This is a genomic window from Dietzia sp. NPDC055340 (assembly GCF_053645335.1).
The window spans coordinates 1-18,002 of sequence record NZ_JBSHML010000012.1 but is presented as its reverse complement, the minus strand read 5'-3'; the positions used below and the strand labels follow the sequence as shown (position 1 = coordinate 18,002).

Below are 18,002 nucleotides of genomic sequence, written 5' to 3'. Positions count from 1 at the left end.
AGAACGACGTACGAATCCCCGAAGACTTTCTAGGAGAACATCACCGTGAAGAGCACTGTCGAGCAGCTGAACCCGACCCGGGTCAAGGTCACCGTCGAGGTGCCGTTCGCGGAGCTCGAGCCGGACTTCGACAAGGCGTACAAGGCGCTCGCAGGTCAGGTCAACATCCCCGGTTTCCGTAAGGGCAAGGCCCCGGCCAAGCTCCTGGAGTCGCGGATCGGCCGCCCGGCCGTCCTCGAGCAGGTCATCAACGACATGATCCCCGCCCGCTACTCGGCGGCCATCGAGGAGCACGACCTCAAGGTCCTGGCGCAGCCGGAGATCGAGGTCACCAAGCTGGAGGACAACGACGTCGTGGAGTTCACGGCCGAGGTCGACGTCCGCCCGGAGATCACCCTGCCGAAGTACGAGGAGCTCGAGGTCACCGTCGAGGCGCTCGTGGCCGACGACAGCGCGGTCGACACCGAGCTGGACAACCTGCGCGCCCGGTTCGGCACCCTCAAGGGTGTCGAGCGTGGCGCCGAGGAGGGTGACTTCCTGTCGGTCGACCTGGCCGCAACCGTCGACGGCGAGGCCGTCGAGGAGGCCTCCACCGAGGGGCTGTCCTACGAGCTCGGTTCCGGCACGCTCGTCGAGGGACTCGACGACGCCGCGAAGGGCCTCAAGGCCGGCGAGTCCAAGGAGTTCCCCTCCTCGCTCGTCGCCGGTGAGTTCGCCGGCAAGGAGGCGCTCATCACCGTCACCGTGCAGTCCGTCAAGGAGCGCGAGCTGCCCGAGGCCGACGACGAGTTCGCCCAGATGGCGAGCGAGTTCGACACCCTCGAGGAGCTGCGCGCCGACCTGGTGGAGAAGGTCGCCCAGCAGGCAAAGGCCGGCCTGGCCGGGGAGATCCGCGACAAGGTGCTCGACGCCCTGATCGAGGCCACCGAGGTCCCGACCCCCGAGGCCGTCGTCGACGCCGAGGCCCACGCCCAGATGCACCAGCTGGTCGACCAGTTCGGTGGCGACACCGCGATCCTCGACCAGGCCCTGGCCGCCGAGGGCACCGACCGCGAGACCTTCGAGTCCGAGACCCGTGAGGGTGCCGCCCGCGCGATCCGCAGCCAGCTCCTGCTGGACGCGGTGGCCGAGGAGGCCTCGACCGAGGTCTCGCAGGAGGAGCTCACCCAGCACATCCTGTTCCAGGCGCAGCGCTACGGCATGGACCCGAACCAGTTCGTCCAGCAGATCCAGCAGGCCGGCCAGCTCGGCTCGCTGTTCGCCGACGTGCGTCGTTCCAAGGCCCTGGCCGATGTGATCGAGAAGGTCACGGTCAAGGACACCGAGGGCAACGCCGTCGACACCAGCGAGTTCTTCGGCACCGGCGAGGACGCCGAGGCCGAGTCGACCGAGGCGACCGACGAGCAGACCTCCGAGGACTGACCTCCGCCAGACGGGCCCGAGTGATCGGGGCCCGTCCCGTGCCGACGGCCGGCCACCGCGAGACGGTGGTCGGCCGTCGGCTATTTGGTCGGGTCCTCGGGGGAGGGCAGCCGGGTCGGGTCGACGCTGAGAGCGAACACCCGCCCCGGCGGGACGGTTCCGTCGGTGTAGTTGGTTAGTGTTTGACGTAACGGTTTCCCGGCCACCGGCCGGCCGGGCGCCGCGGTAGCGGCGAAGACGATGAGCGAAGGTAGGTTCCCCGTGGCACAGAACGGTTCAGCGGCTACGCCCAGTTCGACGCAGCCCGCCCTCAACTCCCCGGGTTCGCACGGGCTCACCCTCGGCGACTCGGTGTACGAGCGCCTCCTGCAGGAGCGGATCATCTTCCTCGGCTCCCAGGTGGATGACGACATCGCCAACCGGCTGTGCGCGCAGATCCTCCTGCTGGCCGCCGAGGACCCCACCCGCGACATCGCGATGTACATCAACTCGCCGGGAGGCTCGGTCACGGCCGGCATGGCGATCTACGACACGATGCAGTTCGTCGAGTGTGACGTCGCCACGTACGGCATGGGGCTGGCCGCCTCGATGGGCCAGTTCCTGCTGGCCGCCGGGGCAAAGGGCAAGCGCTACGCCCTGCCGCACGCCAAGATCATGATGCACCAGCCCTCCGCCGGTGTCGGTGGCTCCGCGGCCGACATCGCGATCCAGGCCGAGCAGTTCGCCGCCACCAAGCGGGAGATGGCCGAGCTCATCGCGCAGCACACGGGCCAGACCTTCGAGCAGGTCACCGAGGACTCCGATCGCGACCGGTGGTTCACCGCGCGGGAGGCCAAGGAGTACGGCTTCGTCGACCACGTTATCGCGCGTGCGTCGCAGTCCGGCGGAACCTCCCCGTCGTGATCGATCCCGCTCCCCGCGGGACCGTTCCCGCCGTCCGCCCATTCCAGACCACGACCACGGAGTCCCAGATGACCTCAATGCCGTCCTCCCGGTACATCCTTCCGTCCTTCGTCGAGCACTCCAGCTACGGCGTCAAGGAGTCCAACCCGTACAACAAGCTCTTCGAGGAGCGCATCATCTTCCTGGGCACCCAGGTCGACGACGCCTCGGCGAACGACATCATGGCCCAGCTGCTGGTCCTGGAGGGCCAGGACCCGGACCGTGACATCACGATGTACATCAACTCGCCGGGTGGCTCGTTCACCTCGCTGATGGCGATCTACGACACGATGCAGTACGTCCGCCCGGACGTCGTGACGGTCTGCCTGGGCCAGGCGGCCTCCGCCGCCGCCGTCCTGCTCGCCGCCGGCACGCCGGGCAAGCGCGCCGCCCTGCCGAACGCGCGCATCCTGATCCACCAGCCCGCCACCGGCGGCATGCAGGGCCAGGTCTCGGACCTCGAGATCCAGGCCGCCGAGATCGAGCGCATGCGTCGTCTCATGGAGACCACGCTGGCCCGCCACACCGGTCGTGATGCAGATCAGGTCCGCAAGGACACCGATCGCGACAAGATCCTCACCGCCGAGGAGGCCAAGGAGTACGGGATCATCGACACCGTCTTCGACTACCGCAAGCTGTCGGCGACCAACTGAGGCGGTGGCGGCGCGCCGCTACGGGTAGCGGCGCGCCGTCGGGTGCAATGAACTGACCGCGCAGGGGTCGGCTTTTCGGTCTGCTGCGCGTACCGTCGACGTGGGGGCGTGCATCGGCGCCCCTGGATTGCGAGGACGTAGAACTCATGGCACGTGTGGGTGAGAGCGGCGACCTGTTGAAGTGCTCCTTCTGTGGGAAGAGTCAGAAGCAGGTCAAGAAGCTGATCGCCGGTCCCGGGGTCTACATCTGCGACGAGTGCATCGAGCTGTGCAACGAGATCATCGAATCCGAGGTCGAGGACGCGCAGGAGTCCGGCTTGGAGGAGTTGCCCAAGCCGGCGGAGATCCACTCGTTCCTCGACGAGTACGTGGTGGGACAGGATGCCGCGAAGCGGAACCTGGCCGTGGCTGTCTACAACCATTACAAGCGCATCCGCGTGGGGGCGACCCTCGGCCGCGGGGACAGCGTCGAGTTGGCCAAGTCCAACATCCTGATGCTGGGCCCCACGGGCTGTGGCAAGACGTACCTCGCGCAGACGCTGGCCAAGATGCTCAACGTTCCGTTCGCGATCGCCGACGCCACCGCGCTGACGGAGGCCGGCTACGTGGGCGAGGATGTCGAGAACATCCTGCTCAAGCTCATCCAGGCCGCGGATTACGACACCAAGCGCGCCGAGATGGGCATCATCTACATCGACGAGGTCGACAAGATCGCCCGCAAGGCCGAGAACCCGTCGATCACCCGTGACGTCTCCGGTGAGGGCGTCCAGCAGGCGCTGCTGAAGATCCTCGAGGGCACGCAGGCCTCGGTGCCGCCGCAGGGCGGTCGCAAGCACCCGCACCAGGAGTTCATCCAGATCGACACGTCCAACGTGTTGTTCATCGTGGCCGGTGCGTTCCAGGGGCTGGAGAAGATCGTCGGCGACCGTGTGGGCCGCAAGGGTCTGGGTTTCGGAGCCGAGGTCGCGAGCAAGAACGAGCTCGACACCACGGCCAACTTCTCCGAGGTCATGCCGGAGGACCTGGTCAAGTTCGGTCTAATCCCGGAGTTCATCGGCCGGTTGCCGGTGGTCGCCACCGTCACGAGCCTGGACCGCGAGGCGCTCGTCAACATCCTCGCCGAGCCCAAGAACGCGCTGGTCAAGCAGTACGCCCGGCTGTTCGAGATGGACGGCGTGGAGCTCGAGTTCACCCAGGACGCACTCGAGGCCGTGGCCGATCAGGCGATCCTGCGCGGCACCGGTGCCCGCGGCCTGCGCGCGATCATGGAGGAGGTCCTCCTCCCGGTGATGTACGACATTCCCGGTCGCGACGATGTGGCCCGCGTCGTGGTCAGTGGCGAGACGGTCCGAGACAATGTCCTGCCCACCATCGTGCCGGTCTCCGACGAGGAGCCGCGCGAGAGGTCCGCGTAGTCAGCTGCGCGTCACACACCAGCGACCCAGGCCGTCCCGCATCGCGGGGCGGCCCGGGTCATTTCCGGGTTGTCCCCCGGGGAGCGTAGACGGCCGACATCCCCGAACAGCCCGTCCCGCGGCAGGCCGTCAGGACATCGAACGGCGTTCGAGCAGTGCGGTCACGAGCATGCCCAGGACGATGCCCCAGAACGGCGCCGAGATGCCCATCAGCGAGACGTCGGCGACAGTCACCAGGAAGCAGATGAGGGGGCCGAGTGCGCGGTCGGTCCGGAACGCGGTGACGAACGCCCCCTGGAGTGGGGCGAGCATCGCCAGCCCGCCGAGGGCCGCGATGAACGCGGCGGGGGTGCCCAGGATGAGCCCGACGAACGCCGGCGAGAGGATGCCCACGACCAGCGCCAGCGCGCCGTTCGCGATCGCGGCCGCGTAGTGGCGCTCGCGCTCGCCGGAGGACACGAGCAACGCGTTGGTCGGGCCGGTCAGGCATGTGGAGACGGCGCCGATGGAGGCGACCAGAAGCGACCACACGCCGGAGGCGGTGGCACACGCGGACACCGGCGGGTGATGGCCGCGGCCGCGCAGGACGGCGATGCCCTGGCCGTTCTGCACCACCAGCACGGTGATGGCGAGCGGGACCACCAGTTCGGTGATCGCGCGGAGGGTGAACTCGGGTGCCTGGAACACGGGGGCTGCCACGAGGCCTCCGTCGAGTACCCCGCGGGACAGGCCGCCGGTCAGGACCACGGCGATGATCCCGGCGACCATCGCCGCGAGGATCGGGGGGAAGACCCGGGCGAGCCGAGGTACTGCGCCGACGACGACGAAGGCCATCGCCATCGGCAGGGCCACAGTCAGGGAGGTCCACACGGCGTCGACCAGTCCGAGCCCGAACTGGAGGAAGACACCGGCGACCATCGCCATGATGATCGGCATGGGGATCCAGTCCATGAGCCGTCGGGCGAGCCCTGACAGGCCGACCGCCACGATCAGCAGACCCGTCACCACGTATGCGCCGAGGACCTCGGACCAGCCCAGGTGTCCGAGGGAGTTTCCGACGATCACGGTGCCGGGGATGGTCCAGAAGAACGCGAGCGGGGTGCGGTAGACCCAGCTCATGAGGATCGTGAGCAGTCCGTTGGCGAAGAACACGCCGAAGATCCACGACGACAGCTGCGCGGGGGAGAGTCCGCCCTGGGCGCCTGCGGTGAGGATGACCGCCACGGGGCCGGTCGCGGAGAAGATGAGCGCGATGAGGGCGTTGGCGAACTCGCGGGGGCCGAGATCGGTGAGGACCTGACGGGGCGAGGGCCGGCCGGGCGGGGCGTCCGGGTCGTTCTCCCCGGTGGACACACCGGTGGGGGTTCCGGGCGTGCGGACGTCGGGGCGGTTACTCATTGGTCTCCCGGGGGGTCGGGTCTGAAGGGCTCGGCGTTGCGCGAGACGTAGACCGCGAGTTCGGTCCGGCCGCTGATGCCGAGCTTCGAGTAGATGCGGGTCAGGTGGTACTGCACGGTCTTGACGGACAGGAACAGTTCCTCGGCGGCCTGGGCGTTGGTGCGGCCGTCCGCCACTAGCGTTGCCACGGCCCGCTCCTGAGGGGTCAGCGTGCTGTTCCCGCCGGTGCGGGTGACGTCCACGCCACCGGCGCGGCGTTCGCGGTCGCACCGCTCCACGTATGCGCGGGCGCCGAGCTGCTCGTAGATGTCGCGGGCGGTACCCAGCGCCAGGTGCGCCTCACGACGTCGTCCCGCCCGGCGCAGGGTCTGCCCATAGCCGAAGTGCATGCGCGCCGAGTAGTAGGGCATCGCCAGGCCGTCGAGGTGCTCGAGGCTGCGCCGGAAGATCCGATTGCACTCGTCGACGTCCCCACGTACCGCGGCGATGCGGGCGCGGACGGCGCCGAGACGGGCGAGGGTGGAGCGGTGCCCCTGGGCCTCGGCCCGGGATTCCGAGGGGCCGATGAGCCCCTCGGCCTCGTCCAGCCTGCCGCCCAGCACGAGGGCGTGGGCGTACAGGTCGTGCCAGGGCCAGAACCCGGGCTGATCGATGTCCATCGCATGGGACAGCGAGACGATCGGCTCGGCGGCCAGCCGGACGGACGTGTAGTCGCCGCTCGCGGCGGCCACCTGCATGCGGGCCATCGCAGACGGGATGATCTGCATGGGGTAGGCGTCGCTGCTGGTGGTTAGGCTGCGCAGGTGGGCGGCGGCCCCGAGGTGGTCGCCGCGCATCGAGCGGATGACGGCGCCGGACCAGTGGATGACAGGGGCGAGCAGATCCAGTTCCAGATCATCGACTCGTCGGGCGGCGGTATCGACCACCCGCAGGGCGTCGTCCCACTCCCCGCGGATCGTGAGCGTCCGGGCGAGCCATGCTTGGGCGAAAAGCGAAATGCGGGCCGAGCCGGAGACATCGGCGGTCGGGACGGCCGAGCCGAGGTGCCGGCGGGCGGTCTCGAGATCGTCGCGGGCCAGGGCGATCCAGCCTGTCGCCATCTCGAAGCGCTGGGCCACGGCCGGGGCGAGCCCGGCCAGCCGGTCATCGATCGCGGGGCCGGTATAGGTCCCGCCGTCGATCGCACTGCCCAGCAGTTCGACGGCGCGGGCCTCCTCGATCTCGGGGCGGTCCCGGGCGGGGCTGGAGATGACCACCGCCGCCCAGTGCCGGATCCGGTCGGGACGCCATTCGCACAGTGAGTGGACGACGTACTTCTGCGCGAGTGCGAGCGCGACGGACGGCTCTGCCGGTGCGTGCGGGTCCTTGTCCGCACCGGCGGTGAGGGCGCGGCCCAGCTGGGCCTCTGCCTCACGGGCGTGGCCGAGATGCAGAGCGAGCGACCCCAGGACGGCGTCGCGCCGAGCGTTCTTGCGTACCCGCTCGAGTGCGTGGGACAGGGCGCGGGCCTCGCTGATCCGCCCGGAGTTGATGAGCGCGTCGATTCCGTCGACGTGCAGCTCGCGTGCGGCATCGGCATCTGGATTGAGCGCCGCAGCGGTGAGGAAAGCCCGGCCCGCGTCGCTCCAGTGGCCGGCGCGGGCGTGCTCGAGCGCGCGGATGCGCAGGTTCTCGGACAGGTCCGGGTCCGGCCCGGTCGACGCCGACGCGCGGTGGTCCAGCGCCGCGTCTGTGTCGTGGAGCTGTTCGGCCACGCCGGCTGCCAGTGTGTGTAGTTCCAGCAGGAGGCTCGGCGCGAGGCTGCGCAGCACCGACGTGCGCAGGAGGGGCGAGCGGAAGAGGATCCCGGCGGCACCTGGGGACAGGTCCATCCGCATCAGGCCGGCCTCGTGGGCGGCGTCGAGCGCGGACGAGACCACGGCCTCGTTCGGGGTGCTCCCCGTCCGCGCGGTGATGAGGGCGGCCAGGGAGGTGAGCGTGACCGGCGGCGCGAGCACCGCGGCGGCCTCCAGTACAGCGCGCTGGTCGGGGTCCATATCGGCGAGCAGCGCGACGGTCTCCCGCTCGACGGAGGCGGGTAGGGGAGGCACGGAGAACGGGGACCCCCACCACGAGTCGGGGGCCTCGTCGACCACCGTCGCCACCGCTCCCGCCTCGCCACCGGTGAACTCGAGCAGTTGACGGGCCGCGGCGGCGGAGGGTTCCCGGCCTGTCCGGGTGGCCACCAGTTCGCGGATCTCGGACTGATCGAGTGGGCCCAGGCGCACCGTCTCCCGGGCGAGCTGTGCGCACAGCGTCGCGGACGGGCCGCGGGCGGGGCTTCCGAGGGTGACGACGAGCAGCACCGGGGTCGGGCCGGCCGCCTCCAGTGCCGAGGCGAGCACCCGCAGGGAGTCGGGATCGCAGTACTCGGCATCGTCGATCACGATGACCGTGCCGGGACCGGCGGCGGTGAGAGCGCGCGCCAGGGCGTCGACAAGGACGGCGAATCCGCCAGGCGCGCCCCCGGGTGCGTCACCGGGCGAGTCGGACTCCGGCTGCTCGGTGGCAGGGGGATCGAAGCCGGGCTCGGGCCGACGCGGCAGATCGGCCTCCGGCCGTGGCAGCCGGTCCAGGACGCGGGCCGCCACCACCCATCGCGCGTCTTTCTCCCACGGCAGAGCCCGGACCAGCACCGCGGTGATGCCGGTCAGCTGGACGAGCACGGAGTCGACGAGATGACTCTTGCCGCCGCCGTCGGTGGCGGACACCACGACGATCGAGGAGGTCGAGCGCGCCACCGCGCCGTGGATCGCCCGGAGACGGTCCACGGCGCGGTGGCGGCTGTGACGCGGGAGGGAGGTGGTCATTCCGTCAGCCTAGGGTCGACTCCGACCGCGAGTCCGGTGTCGCGACAGAGTCGACCGATGCGGTCCCGGGCTCGAATACCAGCGGCGCCTCGGGCTCGGCGGGGGCCGCCGGCTCCTCCGTGACCGGCGATCGCGGGACGGCCAGGGTCAGGCCGGCGCCGACCAGCGCGATACCGCCGAACACCAGGAACGAGGTCTCCGCCCGGAGACCACCGGCGACGAGCAGCCCGCCAATGACCGGCCCCAGGATGCCGCCGAGGCGACCGAAGCCGGCACACCAGGCCACCCCCGCCGCGCGGGCACCCGTCTCGTAGTAGTTGGAGACGAAGCCGTACAGCAACACCTGGGTGCCGATCGTGCCCATCCCGGCCGCCGCCACGAGCAGCACCATGAGCGCGAACGGGGGGGAGATGGTGATCACGACCAATGCCAGTGCGGCCAGGACGAACGAGCAGGCCACGATCACGCGCGGGCCGTGACGGTCAGCGAGCCACGAGGCGGCCAGGCCGCCGATGATCGCACCGCCGTTGAGGACCAGCAGGAAGCCGAGCGAGCTCGTGGCGTCGACACCGTAGGTCTTCATGATCGTCGGTAGCCACGTGTTGAGTCCGTAGGTCAGCAGCAGGCCGGCGAAGCTCATGAACCCCAGCAGGAGCGTGCCGAATCGGTAGTCGGGGGACAGCAGGGCGGCGAAGCCGGTACGTGAACGGGCCCGGGTGGGCGCGTTGTCGTCGTCGCTCCCGGGTGCGGCCGGCTCCACGGCGCCGGGTGCCTCGACCACGGCCATCGCCCGCGGCAGACCGTAGGCGTCGCACACCGTGCGGGCGCGCTCGACACGGCCACGGGAGGCCAACCACCGCGGCGACTCCGGGAGCGCGAACCACGCGTACGGCAGCACCGCCACCAGTGGCAGCGCGCCGATGAGGAACAGCCCGCGCCACCCGATGTGGTCGCGCAGGATCATCGCCAGTGCCGAGGCGACCACACCACCGGCGGGGATGCCGCTGTAGACCACGGCGTTGAACAGGTTCCGTCGCCCGGCGGGCGCGAACTCGGCGATCACCGCGCCTGCGGTCGCCACGATCGCACCGATCCCGACACCGGTGAGCAGGCGCAGGATGCCGAACGTCGTGATATCCCGCGCCAGGGCGGTGGCGGCCATACCGACCGAGAACCAGGCGACCGCGCCGAGAATGATCCTGCGTCGGCCGATCCGGTCACCGATCGCACCGGCGCTGAGCGCGCCGATCATCACGCCGACCAACGCGTACGAGCCGAGAGCACCGGCCTGGGCCGCACCGAGCGCGCCGATCTGCGAAGGGTCGTTCATCAGGGTCGGCAGCACGGCACCGTAGACGACGAGGTCGTAGCCGTCGAACAGGATGGTCAGCGCCACCACGGCGAGCACGCCGTACACGGTGCGCCGATGCGCCGGGGACTCCCACACAGGCTGGGCAGGGGCGATGGACACGGAAGAGCTCCGTTCGGTGGGGTACGGGGAGGGCAGGGCTACGGCCCGGGTCGGGGTGGGAGGCGTCAGCCCTGGTCGCCACCGGCGACGGGCAGGACTGATCCGGTGATGTAGGAGGCCTCGTCCGAGGCGAGGAAGCAGATGGGCGCGGCCTGCTCGTGCAGCGTTCCGTAGCGGCCCAGCGCGGTGGACTCGACGGTCTGGTCGACGATCTGCGAGTACCAGGCCTTCTCCTGCTCGGTGCGGGCGTCACCGCCGCGGGAGATCCGACGCTCGGGGGCGAGCGTGCCGCCGGGGGCGGTGGCCACCACCCGGACCCCGTGGGGTGCGGCCTCGAGCGCGAGGGCCGAGGTCAGCCCGTTGACACCCCCCTTGGCCGCCGCGTACGGCACGCGGTTGACACCGCGCGTGGCCACGGAGGAGACGTTGACGATCGTGCCGGCACCGCGGTCGACCATGTCTGGCAGCACGGCGCGGCACATCCACAGCGTCGGGAACAGCGAGCGCTGTACCTCCGCCTCGATCTGGTCGGCGGAGTACTCGTGGTACGGGCGCGCCCAGATCGTGCCGCCCACGTTGTTGATGAGCACGTCGATCCGGCCGTGCGCCGTCAGCGCGGCGTCGGCTGCGGCCCGCGCCCCTTCGAAGGTCTCGAGGTCGGCCTCTACAGGTGTCACCCGGATCGATTCCGGCGAGACGGTGGTCAGCTCGTCCGCGACGGAGGTGATGAGGTCGGCGCGGTCCACCACGGTGACGGCGCCGCCCTCGCGGACGACCCGGTCTGCGACCGCGCGGCCGATGCCCTGCACGGCTCCGGTGATGAGGACCGACCGGCCGGCGAAGCGGCCCGGCGAGAGGACGGGGGGCACGGCATCGTGCTCGCCGACGGGCGCGCTCACGACGCCGCCCCCAGCCCCTGACGGTCCATGGCGGTCCGCATGGTGGCCTTGGCGTGCGCGGTGTGCCGCCGGATCAGGTAGCGGGCCGCGTCACGGTCGCCCGTTTCGAACGCGTCGACAATCTCGAGATGCTCGGGGACGATGTCCTGAGACACCCAGCGCGCGTCCGGCAGGACGCTGTTCATCACCTGCGTCACCTCCAGCAGTCGGTAGGCCTGCAGCAGCGAGTCGTTGCCGGTGCAGCGGAACAGGAACTCGTGGAACTGGGAGTTGGCGGCGGTGAACTTCTCCGGGTCGAGGAAGCGGTCGCCGTCGATGTACTGGTTGGCGGATTCGGCCAGCATCCGGAACTCGGACAGCCGCGCCCGGTCGAGGCGTCCCATGGTCAACTCGACCACGCCGAGCTCGAGCGCCATGCGGGCGTCGAACTGGGCGTCCGAGTGGCTGATCGCGGGGTGGATCTCGCCGCTGACGACGCCGGGCCCGGACGTGATGGTCTCCGAGCGTGGGGTCGCCTGTGTCGCCGCGGTGGGGAGGGCGACCGGCGGCGGGGTGTACCCGTCCGGACGCGCGGCGATGGGCGCACGGGGCTCGGCGACAACACCCGGGGCGGGGAACAGGCCGGGAGCGGGCGGGGTGTGGCCGTCGGGTCGCGCGGCGATCCCCGCGAGCGTGTCGGGCGTGTGGGCGACGGCCGGGTGGGTACCCGGGGCGGGCGGGGTGTAACCGCGCGGGCGGGCTTCGATCGAGGGGATCGGGTCGCCGGGCAGCCGCGAGACGCGCTTCGCGCCGGCGGACGGGAGGGGCGTGACGGGTGCGGTGGCCGGGGCGGGAGCCGCCGGCGCCGCGGGGGAGGACTCGCCGACCGGGGCGTCGACGACGAGAACGGCATCCACCTCGCCTTCGTCCGCGGCGACGACGCCGGTCTCGGAAGCGGCGACCTCCTCCGCCGGAGCGGCCTGCTCACCGGCCGGCGCACTGGCCGGGGTGAACTTCTCGTAGTAGAAGTGCGTGACCTCCAGGCCCTCGGCGTCCAGGTGGCCGCGTACGGCCTCGACCATCGGGGGAGGACCGCAGAGGTAGATGTCGGCGGCGCCGTCGTGGAGGTGATCCGGAGTGATCAGGCTCGTCACATAGCCGGAGTTGGGGTGCACGGTCTCCGGGTCGGCCACGACGAGGTCCCACGTCATGCCCGGGATGCGGGTCGTGTACTCGTCCAGCAGATCGGTGTACACCACGTCGGTGTCGAAGGAGGTGCCGTAGACGAGGTGGATCGGGCGGCCGGTGGTGCCGGCCGCCGCGAGGGTCTCCAGGATCGACAGGACCGGCGCGAGGCCGGTGCCGCCCGCGAGCAGCAGGAGGGGACGGGTCGACTCGCGGAGGAAGAACGAGCCCATCGGCCCGGTCAGCTCCAGCCGGTCGCCGATCGCGCACCGCTGCGCGAGGTACTCCGACATCGCGCCGCCCTCGGCGTACTTGATGAGGAACGACAGCCGGGCCGCGTCGGCGCCGGTGGAGAAGGAGTAGGAACGCGTCTGGTCGGTGCCGGGGACCGAGATGTTCACGTACTGGCCCGGCAGGAACGCCAGGGCCGCGCGGTCATCGAGCTCCACGGTCAGGGCGAACGCACCCTCGGCCAGCCGATCCACGGCCGTGACCGTGGCGGGGTGCGCGGCGGCCGTCGTCTTGGCCACGTCCGAGGTGGTGGGGATCTGCACCACCAGGTCGGAGGTCGGGACCATCTGACACGGCAGGCAGTAGCCTGCCGCGGCCTCGTCCTCGGTGAGGGCGTCGTCGATGTAGTCGCCGCCGTCGAACTCGCCGGACTCGCAGAGGGACTTGCAGGTGCCGCAGGCTCCGTCACGGCAATCGAGCGGGATGTTGATCCGCGCCTTGTACGAGGCGTCGGCGACGGTCTCCGTCGGGCCGCAGTTGACGAAACGCGTCACTCCGTCCTCGAAGCTCAGGGCCACCTTAAAGCTCATGGGTTTCACTCCTGGTCACTGGCGATATCGGCCGCTGAGGCGCGGCCCCTGGTCAGGGGGCCGGCCCGGCAGACGACCGGGCCGGCGCCGGGGTGGGTCACACCATGTAGACGTCGACGATGTGATGGATGTAGTCGTTCTTCAGCACGACCTTCTTGTACGTGATCAGCGGGGACTCGCCGGTCACGTCGAGCGTGTAGAAGGAGGTGCCGAAGTACTGGTCCGTGGTGTTGTACCGGAAGTACGACGACAGCCAGTTGAAGCGGATGTCGACCTCGCCCGGGCGGCGCTCGAGAACCTCGATGTTGCTGATGAGGTGATTCGTCCTCGGCTCGGGTAGGGACGTGGCCGAGGAGCGCTCGGTCCGGATCCGGAACACGCGGTCCTCGATGCCAGCCCGGTTGGGGTAGAAGATCAGGCTGATCTCGGAGTACGGATCGGTGGTGAGCTCACCGCCGTCGTCCCAGGCGGGCATCCAGTACATCGCGTCCTCGCGGTAGCACTCGATCCACTGCTCGAACTGGCGGTCATCGAGCAGCCGGGCTTCACGGAACAGGAAGGCGGAGATCTCGTCGACCGTGATCGACGCCGTCGCAGGTGCGGACATGGTCAGTCCTTTCTCGCTGTAGTGGGCGGGGATCAGGCGTCGGCGGTGATTGCGGCGCGGTCGGTCACGCCATTGGCGGCCGGGGCCTTCGCGGAGGGCTTCTCCTCCGCGTCGACGGCGCGACGCATGGTCTCGAGCCAGTAGCCGTGCTGGACCGGGTACAGGCCCTCGTCCTCGGTCTTGGCGCCGGAGGACAGCACGTTGTTCATGCCGAGCCCGCGGGCGGTCTCGTCCGGGCCGTTCAGCTGGTGAGTGCTGCCGCGGGTCATGTCGTTCCACGGGGCGGCCTCGGCGAGGTAGGTCTTCTGGCAGGAGCGGAACTCCTCCAGGTCGTCCGGGGTCGCCATGCCGGTCGCGTTGAAGAAGTCCTCGTACTGGCGGATGCGCGCGGCGCGGGCCTCGGCGCTCTCGCCCTTGGGGGCGATGCAGTAGATCGTGACCTCGGTCTTGTCCACGGAGATCGGCTTGAAGTGCCGGATCTGGCTGGAGAACTGATCCATCAGGTACACGTTCGGGTACAGGCACAGGTTGCGCGAGGCGCCCACCATGAACTCGGCCTTCTTGGTGCCGATCTGGTCGGCCAGCTCCTGACGCCGCTCCCACAGCGGGCGGTCCTCGGGGTTGCCCCACCACATCCACAGCAGCAGGTGGCCATGGTCGAAGGACCAGTAGCCGCCGCCCTGCTTGCCCCAGGTCCCGGCGTCCATGGCCTTGGTCTCGTTCTTGGACTCGCCCGAGCCGCGTCGGGCGGTGGTGGCTGCGTAGTTCCAGTGTGTGGCCGACACGTGGTAGCCGTCGGCGCCGTTCTCGGCCTGGAGCTTCCAGTTGCCGTCGAAGGTGTACGTGGACGAGCCGCGGAGCACCTCAAGGCCCTCGGGGGACTGGTCGACCATCATGTCGATGATCGTGCGGCTGTCTCCCAGGTGCTCTTCGATCGGCAGCACGTCCGGGTTGAGGCTGCCGAACAGGAAGCCGCGGTAGTTGGCGAACTTGGCGACGCGCCGCAGGTCGTGGGAGCCGCCGGAGTTGAACTGCTCCGGGTAGCCGGCGTCGCGGGGGTCCTTGACCTTGAGCAGTTCGCCCGAGTTGGAGAACGTCCAACCGTGGAACGGGCAGGTCAGGGTCGTGCGGTTGTCGGTCTTGCGGCGGCACAACATCGCGCCGCGGTGCGAGCACGCGTTGACGAGGAGGTTGAGCTCCCCGTCCTTGCCGCGCGTGATCACCACGGGCTGGCGACCGATGTCGGTGGTGAAGTAGTCGCCCACCTCCGGGATCTGGCTCTCGTGGGCCAGGTACACCCAGTTGCCCTCGAAGATGTGCTTCATCTCGAGTTCGAAGATCTCCTCGTCGGTGAAGATCCGACGGTTGGCGCGGACGATGCCGTCTTCGGGGCGGTCCTCGAGAGCGGTGTCGAGGGTGTGCTGCAGGTGATCGAGTCGCTCCGACATCGAATCCTCCTCGCGTGGTCGGGGCCGGCCGATGGTGGCCTGTTGCCGGTTTCACACAACAGTGCCCAATTGTGGGTCGGGTCACACTAGGGCAATGCCTAGTCGTGCCTAGGTGCTCGGCGTTCGGTGGGCGAACGCACGCGCAATCTCCGCACGTCCACCTGCGGAAACGATCCTTTACGGTTCGACATGCGCACAATGTGCGTTCTACGTTTGTAGATTCAGTGATTGACGACACAGATGCGCGGGGGCACAGTGTGGACATCGGTCAGACGGAAAACAGCGCCGAGACCAGGCGAGGTCCCTCCGCTCCGATCCACCTCACCCCCCACGTCACCAGGGAGCGTCATGTCCACCACCGCAGTCCCCACCGCCGCCGGCTCCGGCAGCGCAGCCACCGACAGGTTCAAGGGCAACCGAGTCAGCTCGGACACATCGAAGGAGCGTGCCGCCGCGATCTACAAGGACGTCCTGACCAAGCTGTCCGAGGTCATCTTCGAGCACGAGGTCACCTACGCCGAGTACCGCGTCCTCAAGCAGTGGCTCATCGAGGTCGGCGAGGGCGGCGAGTGGCCGCTGTGGCTCGATGTTTTCCTGGAGCATTTCATCGAGGACTCCAACAGCCGGATCTTCACCGGCACCAAGGGTTCGATCGAGGGTCCCTACTACGTGCCGGGCGCCCCGAACCTCGGCTCGAAGGGCACCATGCCCATGCGCGAGGACGAGAAGGGCACCGCGCTGGTGTTCAAGGGCCAGGTCCGTGACCTGGACGGTAAGGGCATCGAGGGTGCGAGCGTCGAGCTCTGGCACGCCGACTCCGACGGCTACTACTCGCAGTTCGACGACGGCATGGGCATTCCCGAGTGGAACCTGCGCGCCACCTTCTCCACCGACGCCGAGGGCAACTATGAGATCACCACGATCCAGCCCGCGCCGTACCAGATCCCCCACGACGGGCCGACCGGCGAGTTCATCGCCAGCTACGACGGCCACCCGTGGCGTCCCGCGCACCTGCACCTCAAGGTCACCGCCCCGGGCAAGCGACTCATCACCACGCAGCTCTACTTCCAGGGCGGTCAGTGGGTCGACGACGACGTCGCCGGCGCCGTCAAGCCCGAGCTCACCCTGGATCCGAAGCCGAACGCGGCCGGTGTCGACGAGGTCACCTACGACTTCGTCCTCGACCCGGTCTCCGACGCCCGGTACGTCGCCTGATCAGGGCGCGCGCCCGACCCACGACCCCGTGACGGGGTTTCCCACCGCCCGCCCCGGCCGCCACACGCGGTCGGGGCGTCGGTGCCAGCAGCGAAACGAGGACCGATCCATGCCCGATATGACCATCCGTTCCGTCGAGACCCGCATTCTCGACGTCCCGCTGATCCGGCCGCACAAGTTCGCCACCACCACCGCGACCAGGCAGTCGATCCTGCTCGTGTCGGTGACCACCGACGACGGCGTGGTGGGTTACGGCGAGGGCGTCACCCCCGGCGGGCCATGGTGGGGCGGTGAGTCCGCGGAGACCATGCAGGTGCTGGTGGAGAAGTACCTCGCCCCGGTCGCGGTGGGGCGTCGGGTCGACGAGGTGCCGGCGGTGCTCGAGGCGATGGAGGGCGTGGTCGCGCGCGGCCGGTTCGCCAAGGCGGCCCTCGAGATCGCGATGTTCGACGCCTGGGCCCGCACGCTCGACGTCCCCGTCCGGTCGCTGCTCGGCGGCGCGGTCCGCGACTCGATCGAATGCACCTGGGCGCTCGGCGCGATGCCGCTGGACGAGATGGTCGAGGAGATCGACGAGCTCATGGCCTCCGATCGCCACCGCACCTTCAAGCTGAAGATGGGCGCCCTGGACCCGGCCGAGGACGTGGCCCGGATCGCCGCTCTCGCCGAGCGGCTCGACGGCCGCGCCGGCCTTCGGGTGGACATCAACGCCCGGTGGGACCGCTTCACTGCCAACGTGCACCTTCCGGCGCTGGTGGAGGCGGGTATCGAGCTCATCGAGCAGCCCACGCCGACCGAGCAGTTCGAGGTGCTGGCAGAGCTCAACCAGACGCTGCCGGTGCAGTTCATGGCCGACGAGTCCGTGCAGTCGCCGCACGACGCGCTCGAGATCGTCCGACGCGATGCCGCCGGCGTCATCGCGGTGAAGACCACCAAGCTCGGCGGCCTGACCCGGAGTAAGGAGGTCGTGGCCATCGCGCGCACGGCGGGCGTGGCCTGCCACGCGGCGACCTCGCTCGAGGGCCCCATCGGCACGATGGCCTCGCTGCACCTGGCATGCGCCGAGCCCGGCTTCAACTACGGCTCGGAGTTGTTCGGCCCGCTGCTGCTGGCCGAGACGTACGTGACCACCCCGATCCGTTACGAGGCCGGCCGCGTGCACCTGCCGGAGGGCCCGGGCCTGGGCGTGGAGCTCGACCACGACGCCGTGGAGAAGTTCACCCGCCACTGATCACCCGGGTCGCGGGCCGAACGGGCCGCGACCCCCGACGGACATCACCGCTCAACCCCAGGAGAGAAACGACATGGCACTGTTCCACGTACGCATGGACGTCAATATTCCGCACGACCTGGACCCGGAGGTCCGCGCCGAGACCGTCGCCCGCGAGAAGGCCTACAGCCAGGAGCTACAGCGCTCCGGCAAATGGCGCGAGCTCTGGCGCATCGTCGGCCAGTACTCCAACATCAGCATCTTCGACGTGGAGTCGGCCGACGAACTGCACGAGATCCTCCAGGGGCTGCCCCTCTTCCCGTACATGGACATGGAGGTCATGGCGCTGACCCGTCACCCGTCGCGGGTCGACGACTGACGTAAGGGAGCTCGCACAGGCGCACGCTCAGGCGCCGACGCGCCGGGCCAATCGAGACGTCGAGGCCGGCACCCACAGCGGGTGCCGGGCGCGGCGGTAGTGAGCGGGG

Annotated in this window: 14 protein-coding genes; 7 read left to right on the top strand and 7 right to left on the bottom strand. The window is 69.7% G+C overall.

What is annotated here, in order from left to right; genetic code table 11:
* Positions 1-45 precede the first annotated feature (45 nt).
* The 4 genes from tig to clpX all read left to right on the top strand — a co-directional run bounded on the left by tig (position 46) and on the right by clpX (position 4,432).
* Positions 46-1,422: a trigger factor gene (gene tig, locus ACWIFB_RS10430; protein WP_454058202.1), complete on the top strand. Its 1,377-nt coding sequence runs from the start codon at positions 46-48 to the stop codon at positions 1,420-1,422.
* A gap of 261 nt (positions 1,423-1,683) precedes the next feature.
* Positions 1,684-2,325: an ATP-dependent Clp protease proteolytic subunit gene (locus ACWIFB_RS10425; protein ID WP_230930826.1), complete on the top strand. Its 642-nt coding sequence runs from the start codon at positions 1,684-1,686 to the stop codon at positions 2,323-2,325.
* Between the two features lie 68 nt (positions 2,326-2,393).
* The gene (locus ACWIFB_RS10420; RefSeq protein ID WP_452099351.1) at positions 2,394-3,017 is read left to right on the top strand and encodes an ATP-dependent Clp protease proteolytic subunit; all 624 of its coding nucleotides are present in this window, start codon (positions 2,394-2,396) and stop codon (positions 3,015-3,017) included.
* A gap of 146 nt (positions 3,018-3,163) precedes the next feature.
* Positions 3,164-4,432 (top strand): ATP-dependent Clp protease ATP-binding subunit ClpX, encoded by a 1,269-nt coding sequence (clpX, locus tag ACWIFB_RS10415; protein ID WP_230930828.1) that lies wholly within the window; start codon positions 3,164-3,166, stop codon positions 4,430-4,432.
* A 129-nt stretch (positions 4,433-4,561) separates the two neighbouring features.
* On the opposite strand, the gene ACWIFB_RS10410 is transcribed toward clpX, so the two are convergent.
* The 7 genes from ACWIFB_RS10410 to benA all read right to left on the bottom strand — a co-directional run bounded on the left by ACWIFB_RS10410 (position 4,562) and on the right by benA (position 15,089).
* Positions 4,562-5,830, bottom strand: a complete 1,269-nt coding sequence (locus tag ACWIFB_RS10410; RefSeq protein ID WP_454058201.1) for a benzoate/H(+) symporter BenE family transporter — start codon at positions 5,828-5,830, stop codon at positions 4,562-4,564.
* On the bottom strand, positions 5,827-8,679 hold the full coding sequence (locus ACWIFB_RS10405) for a LuxR C-terminal-related transcriptional regulator (RefSeq protein WP_454058200.1): 2,853 nt from the start codon (positions 8,677-8,679) through the stop codon (positions 5,827-5,829). Before ACWIFB_RS10405 ends, ACWIFB_RS10410 begins: the two co-directional genes overlap by 4 nt.
* A gap of 4 nt (positions 8,680-8,683) precedes the next feature.
* Positions 8,684-10,144, bottom strand: a complete 1,461-nt coding sequence (locus ACWIFB_RS10400; protein ID WP_454058252.1) for an MFS transporter — start codon at positions 10,142-10,144, stop codon at positions 8,684-8,686.
* A 71-nt stretch (positions 10,145-10,215) separates the two neighbouring features.
* Positions 10,216-11,049, bottom strand: coding sequence for a 1,6-dihydroxycyclohexa-2,4-diene-1-carboxylate dehydrogenase (locus tag ACWIFB_RS10395; RefSeq protein WP_452099354.1), 834 nt, complete (start codon positions 11,047-11,049; stop codon positions 10,216-10,218).
* Positions 11,046-13,034 (bottom strand): benzoate 1,2-dioxygenase electron transfer component BenC, encoded by a 1,989-nt coding sequence (gene benC, locus ACWIFB_RS10390; RefSeq protein ID WP_454058199.1) that lies wholly within the window; start codon positions 13,032-13,034, stop codon positions 11,046-11,048. The genes ACWIFB_RS10395 and benC overlap by 4 nt, the downstream gene beginning before the upstream one ends.
* 97 nt (positions 13,035-13,131) lie before the next feature.
* Positions 13,132-13,641 carry a benzoate 1,2-dioxygenase small subunit gene (benB, locus tag ACWIFB_RS10385; protein WP_452099356.1) on the bottom strand — a complete coding sequence of 170 codons (510 nt, stop codon included), beginning with the start codon at positions 13,639-13,641 and terminating at the stop codon, positions 13,132-13,134.
* Between the two features lie 32 nt (positions 13,642-13,673).
* Positions 13,674-15,089, bottom strand: a complete 1,416-nt coding sequence (gene benA / locus ACWIFB_RS10380) for a benzoate 1,2-dioxygenase large subunit (RefSeq protein WP_454058198.1) — start codon at positions 15,087-15,089, stop codon at positions 13,674-13,676.
* A gap of 348 nt (positions 15,090-15,437) precedes the next feature.
* Between benA and catA the strand changes: the two genes are divergently transcribed.
* The 3 genes from catA to catC all read left to right on the top strand — a co-directional run bounded on the left by catA (position 15,438) and on the right by catC (position 17,893).
* A complete protein-coding gene (gene catA / locus ACWIFB_RS10375; RefSeq protein ID WP_454058197.1) occupies positions 15,438-16,304 on the top strand; it encodes a catechol 1,2-dioxygenase in 867 nt (288 codons plus the stop codon).
* 109 nt (positions 16,305-16,413) lie between these two features.
* Complete coding sequence (locus ACWIFB_RS10370; RefSeq protein WP_454058196.1) at positions 16,414-17,535, top strand: muconate/chloromuconate family cycloisomerase; 1,122 nt, start codon at positions 16,414-16,416, stop codon at positions 17,533-17,535.
* Between the two features lie 73 nt (positions 17,536-17,608).
* On the top strand, positions 17,609-17,893 hold the full coding sequence (gene catC, locus ACWIFB_RS10365; RefSeq protein WP_454058195.1) for a muconolactone Delta-isomerase: 285 nt from the start codon (positions 17,609-17,611) through the stop codon (positions 17,891-17,893).
* Positions 17,894-18,002 lie beyond the last annotated feature (109 nt).

What these genes read in the sequence shown, in the direction of transcription:
- catC (WP_454058195.1), top strand. Translation starts at nt 17,609, where the DNA reads ATGGCACTGTTCCACGTACGCATGGACGTCAATATTCCGCACGACCTG.
- clpX (WP_230930828.1), top strand. Translation starts at nt 3,164, where the DNA reads ATGGCACGTGTGGGTGAGAGCGGCGACCTGTTGAAGTGCTCCTTCTGT.
- catA (WP_454058197.1), top strand. Translation starts at nt 15,438, where the DNA reads ATGTCCACCACCGCAGTCCCCACCGCCGCCGGCTCCGGCAGCGCAGCC.
- benA (WP_454058198.1), bottom strand. Translation starts at nt 15,089, where the DNA reads ATGTCGGAGCGACTCGATCACCTGCAGCACACCCTCGACACCGCTCTC.
- benB (WP_452099356.1), bottom strand. Translation starts at nt 13,641, where the DNA reads ATGTCCGCACCTGCGACGGCGTCGATCACGGTCGACGAGATCTCCGCC.
- ACWIFB_RS10420 (WP_452099351.1), top strand. Translation starts at nt 2,394, where the DNA reads ATGACCTCAATGCCGTCCTCCCGGTACATCCTTCCGTCCTTCGTCGAG.
- ACWIFB_RS10410 (WP_454058201.1), bottom strand. Translation starts at nt 5,830, where the DNA reads ATGAGTAACCGCCCCGACGTCCGCACGCCCGGAACCCCCACCGGTGTG.
- benC (WP_454058199.1), bottom strand. Translation starts at nt 13,034, where the DNA reads ATGAGCTTTAAGGTGGCCCTGAGCTTCGAGGACGGAGTGACGCGTTTC.
- ACWIFB_RS10405 (WP_454058200.1), bottom strand. Translation starts at nt 8,679, where the DNA reads ATGACCACCTCCCTCCCGCGTCACAGCCGCCACCGCGCCGTGGACCGT.
- ACWIFB_RS10370 (WP_454058196.1), top strand. Translation starts at nt 16,414, where the DNA reads ATGCCCGATATGACCATCCGTTCCGTCGAGACCCGCATTCTCGACGTC.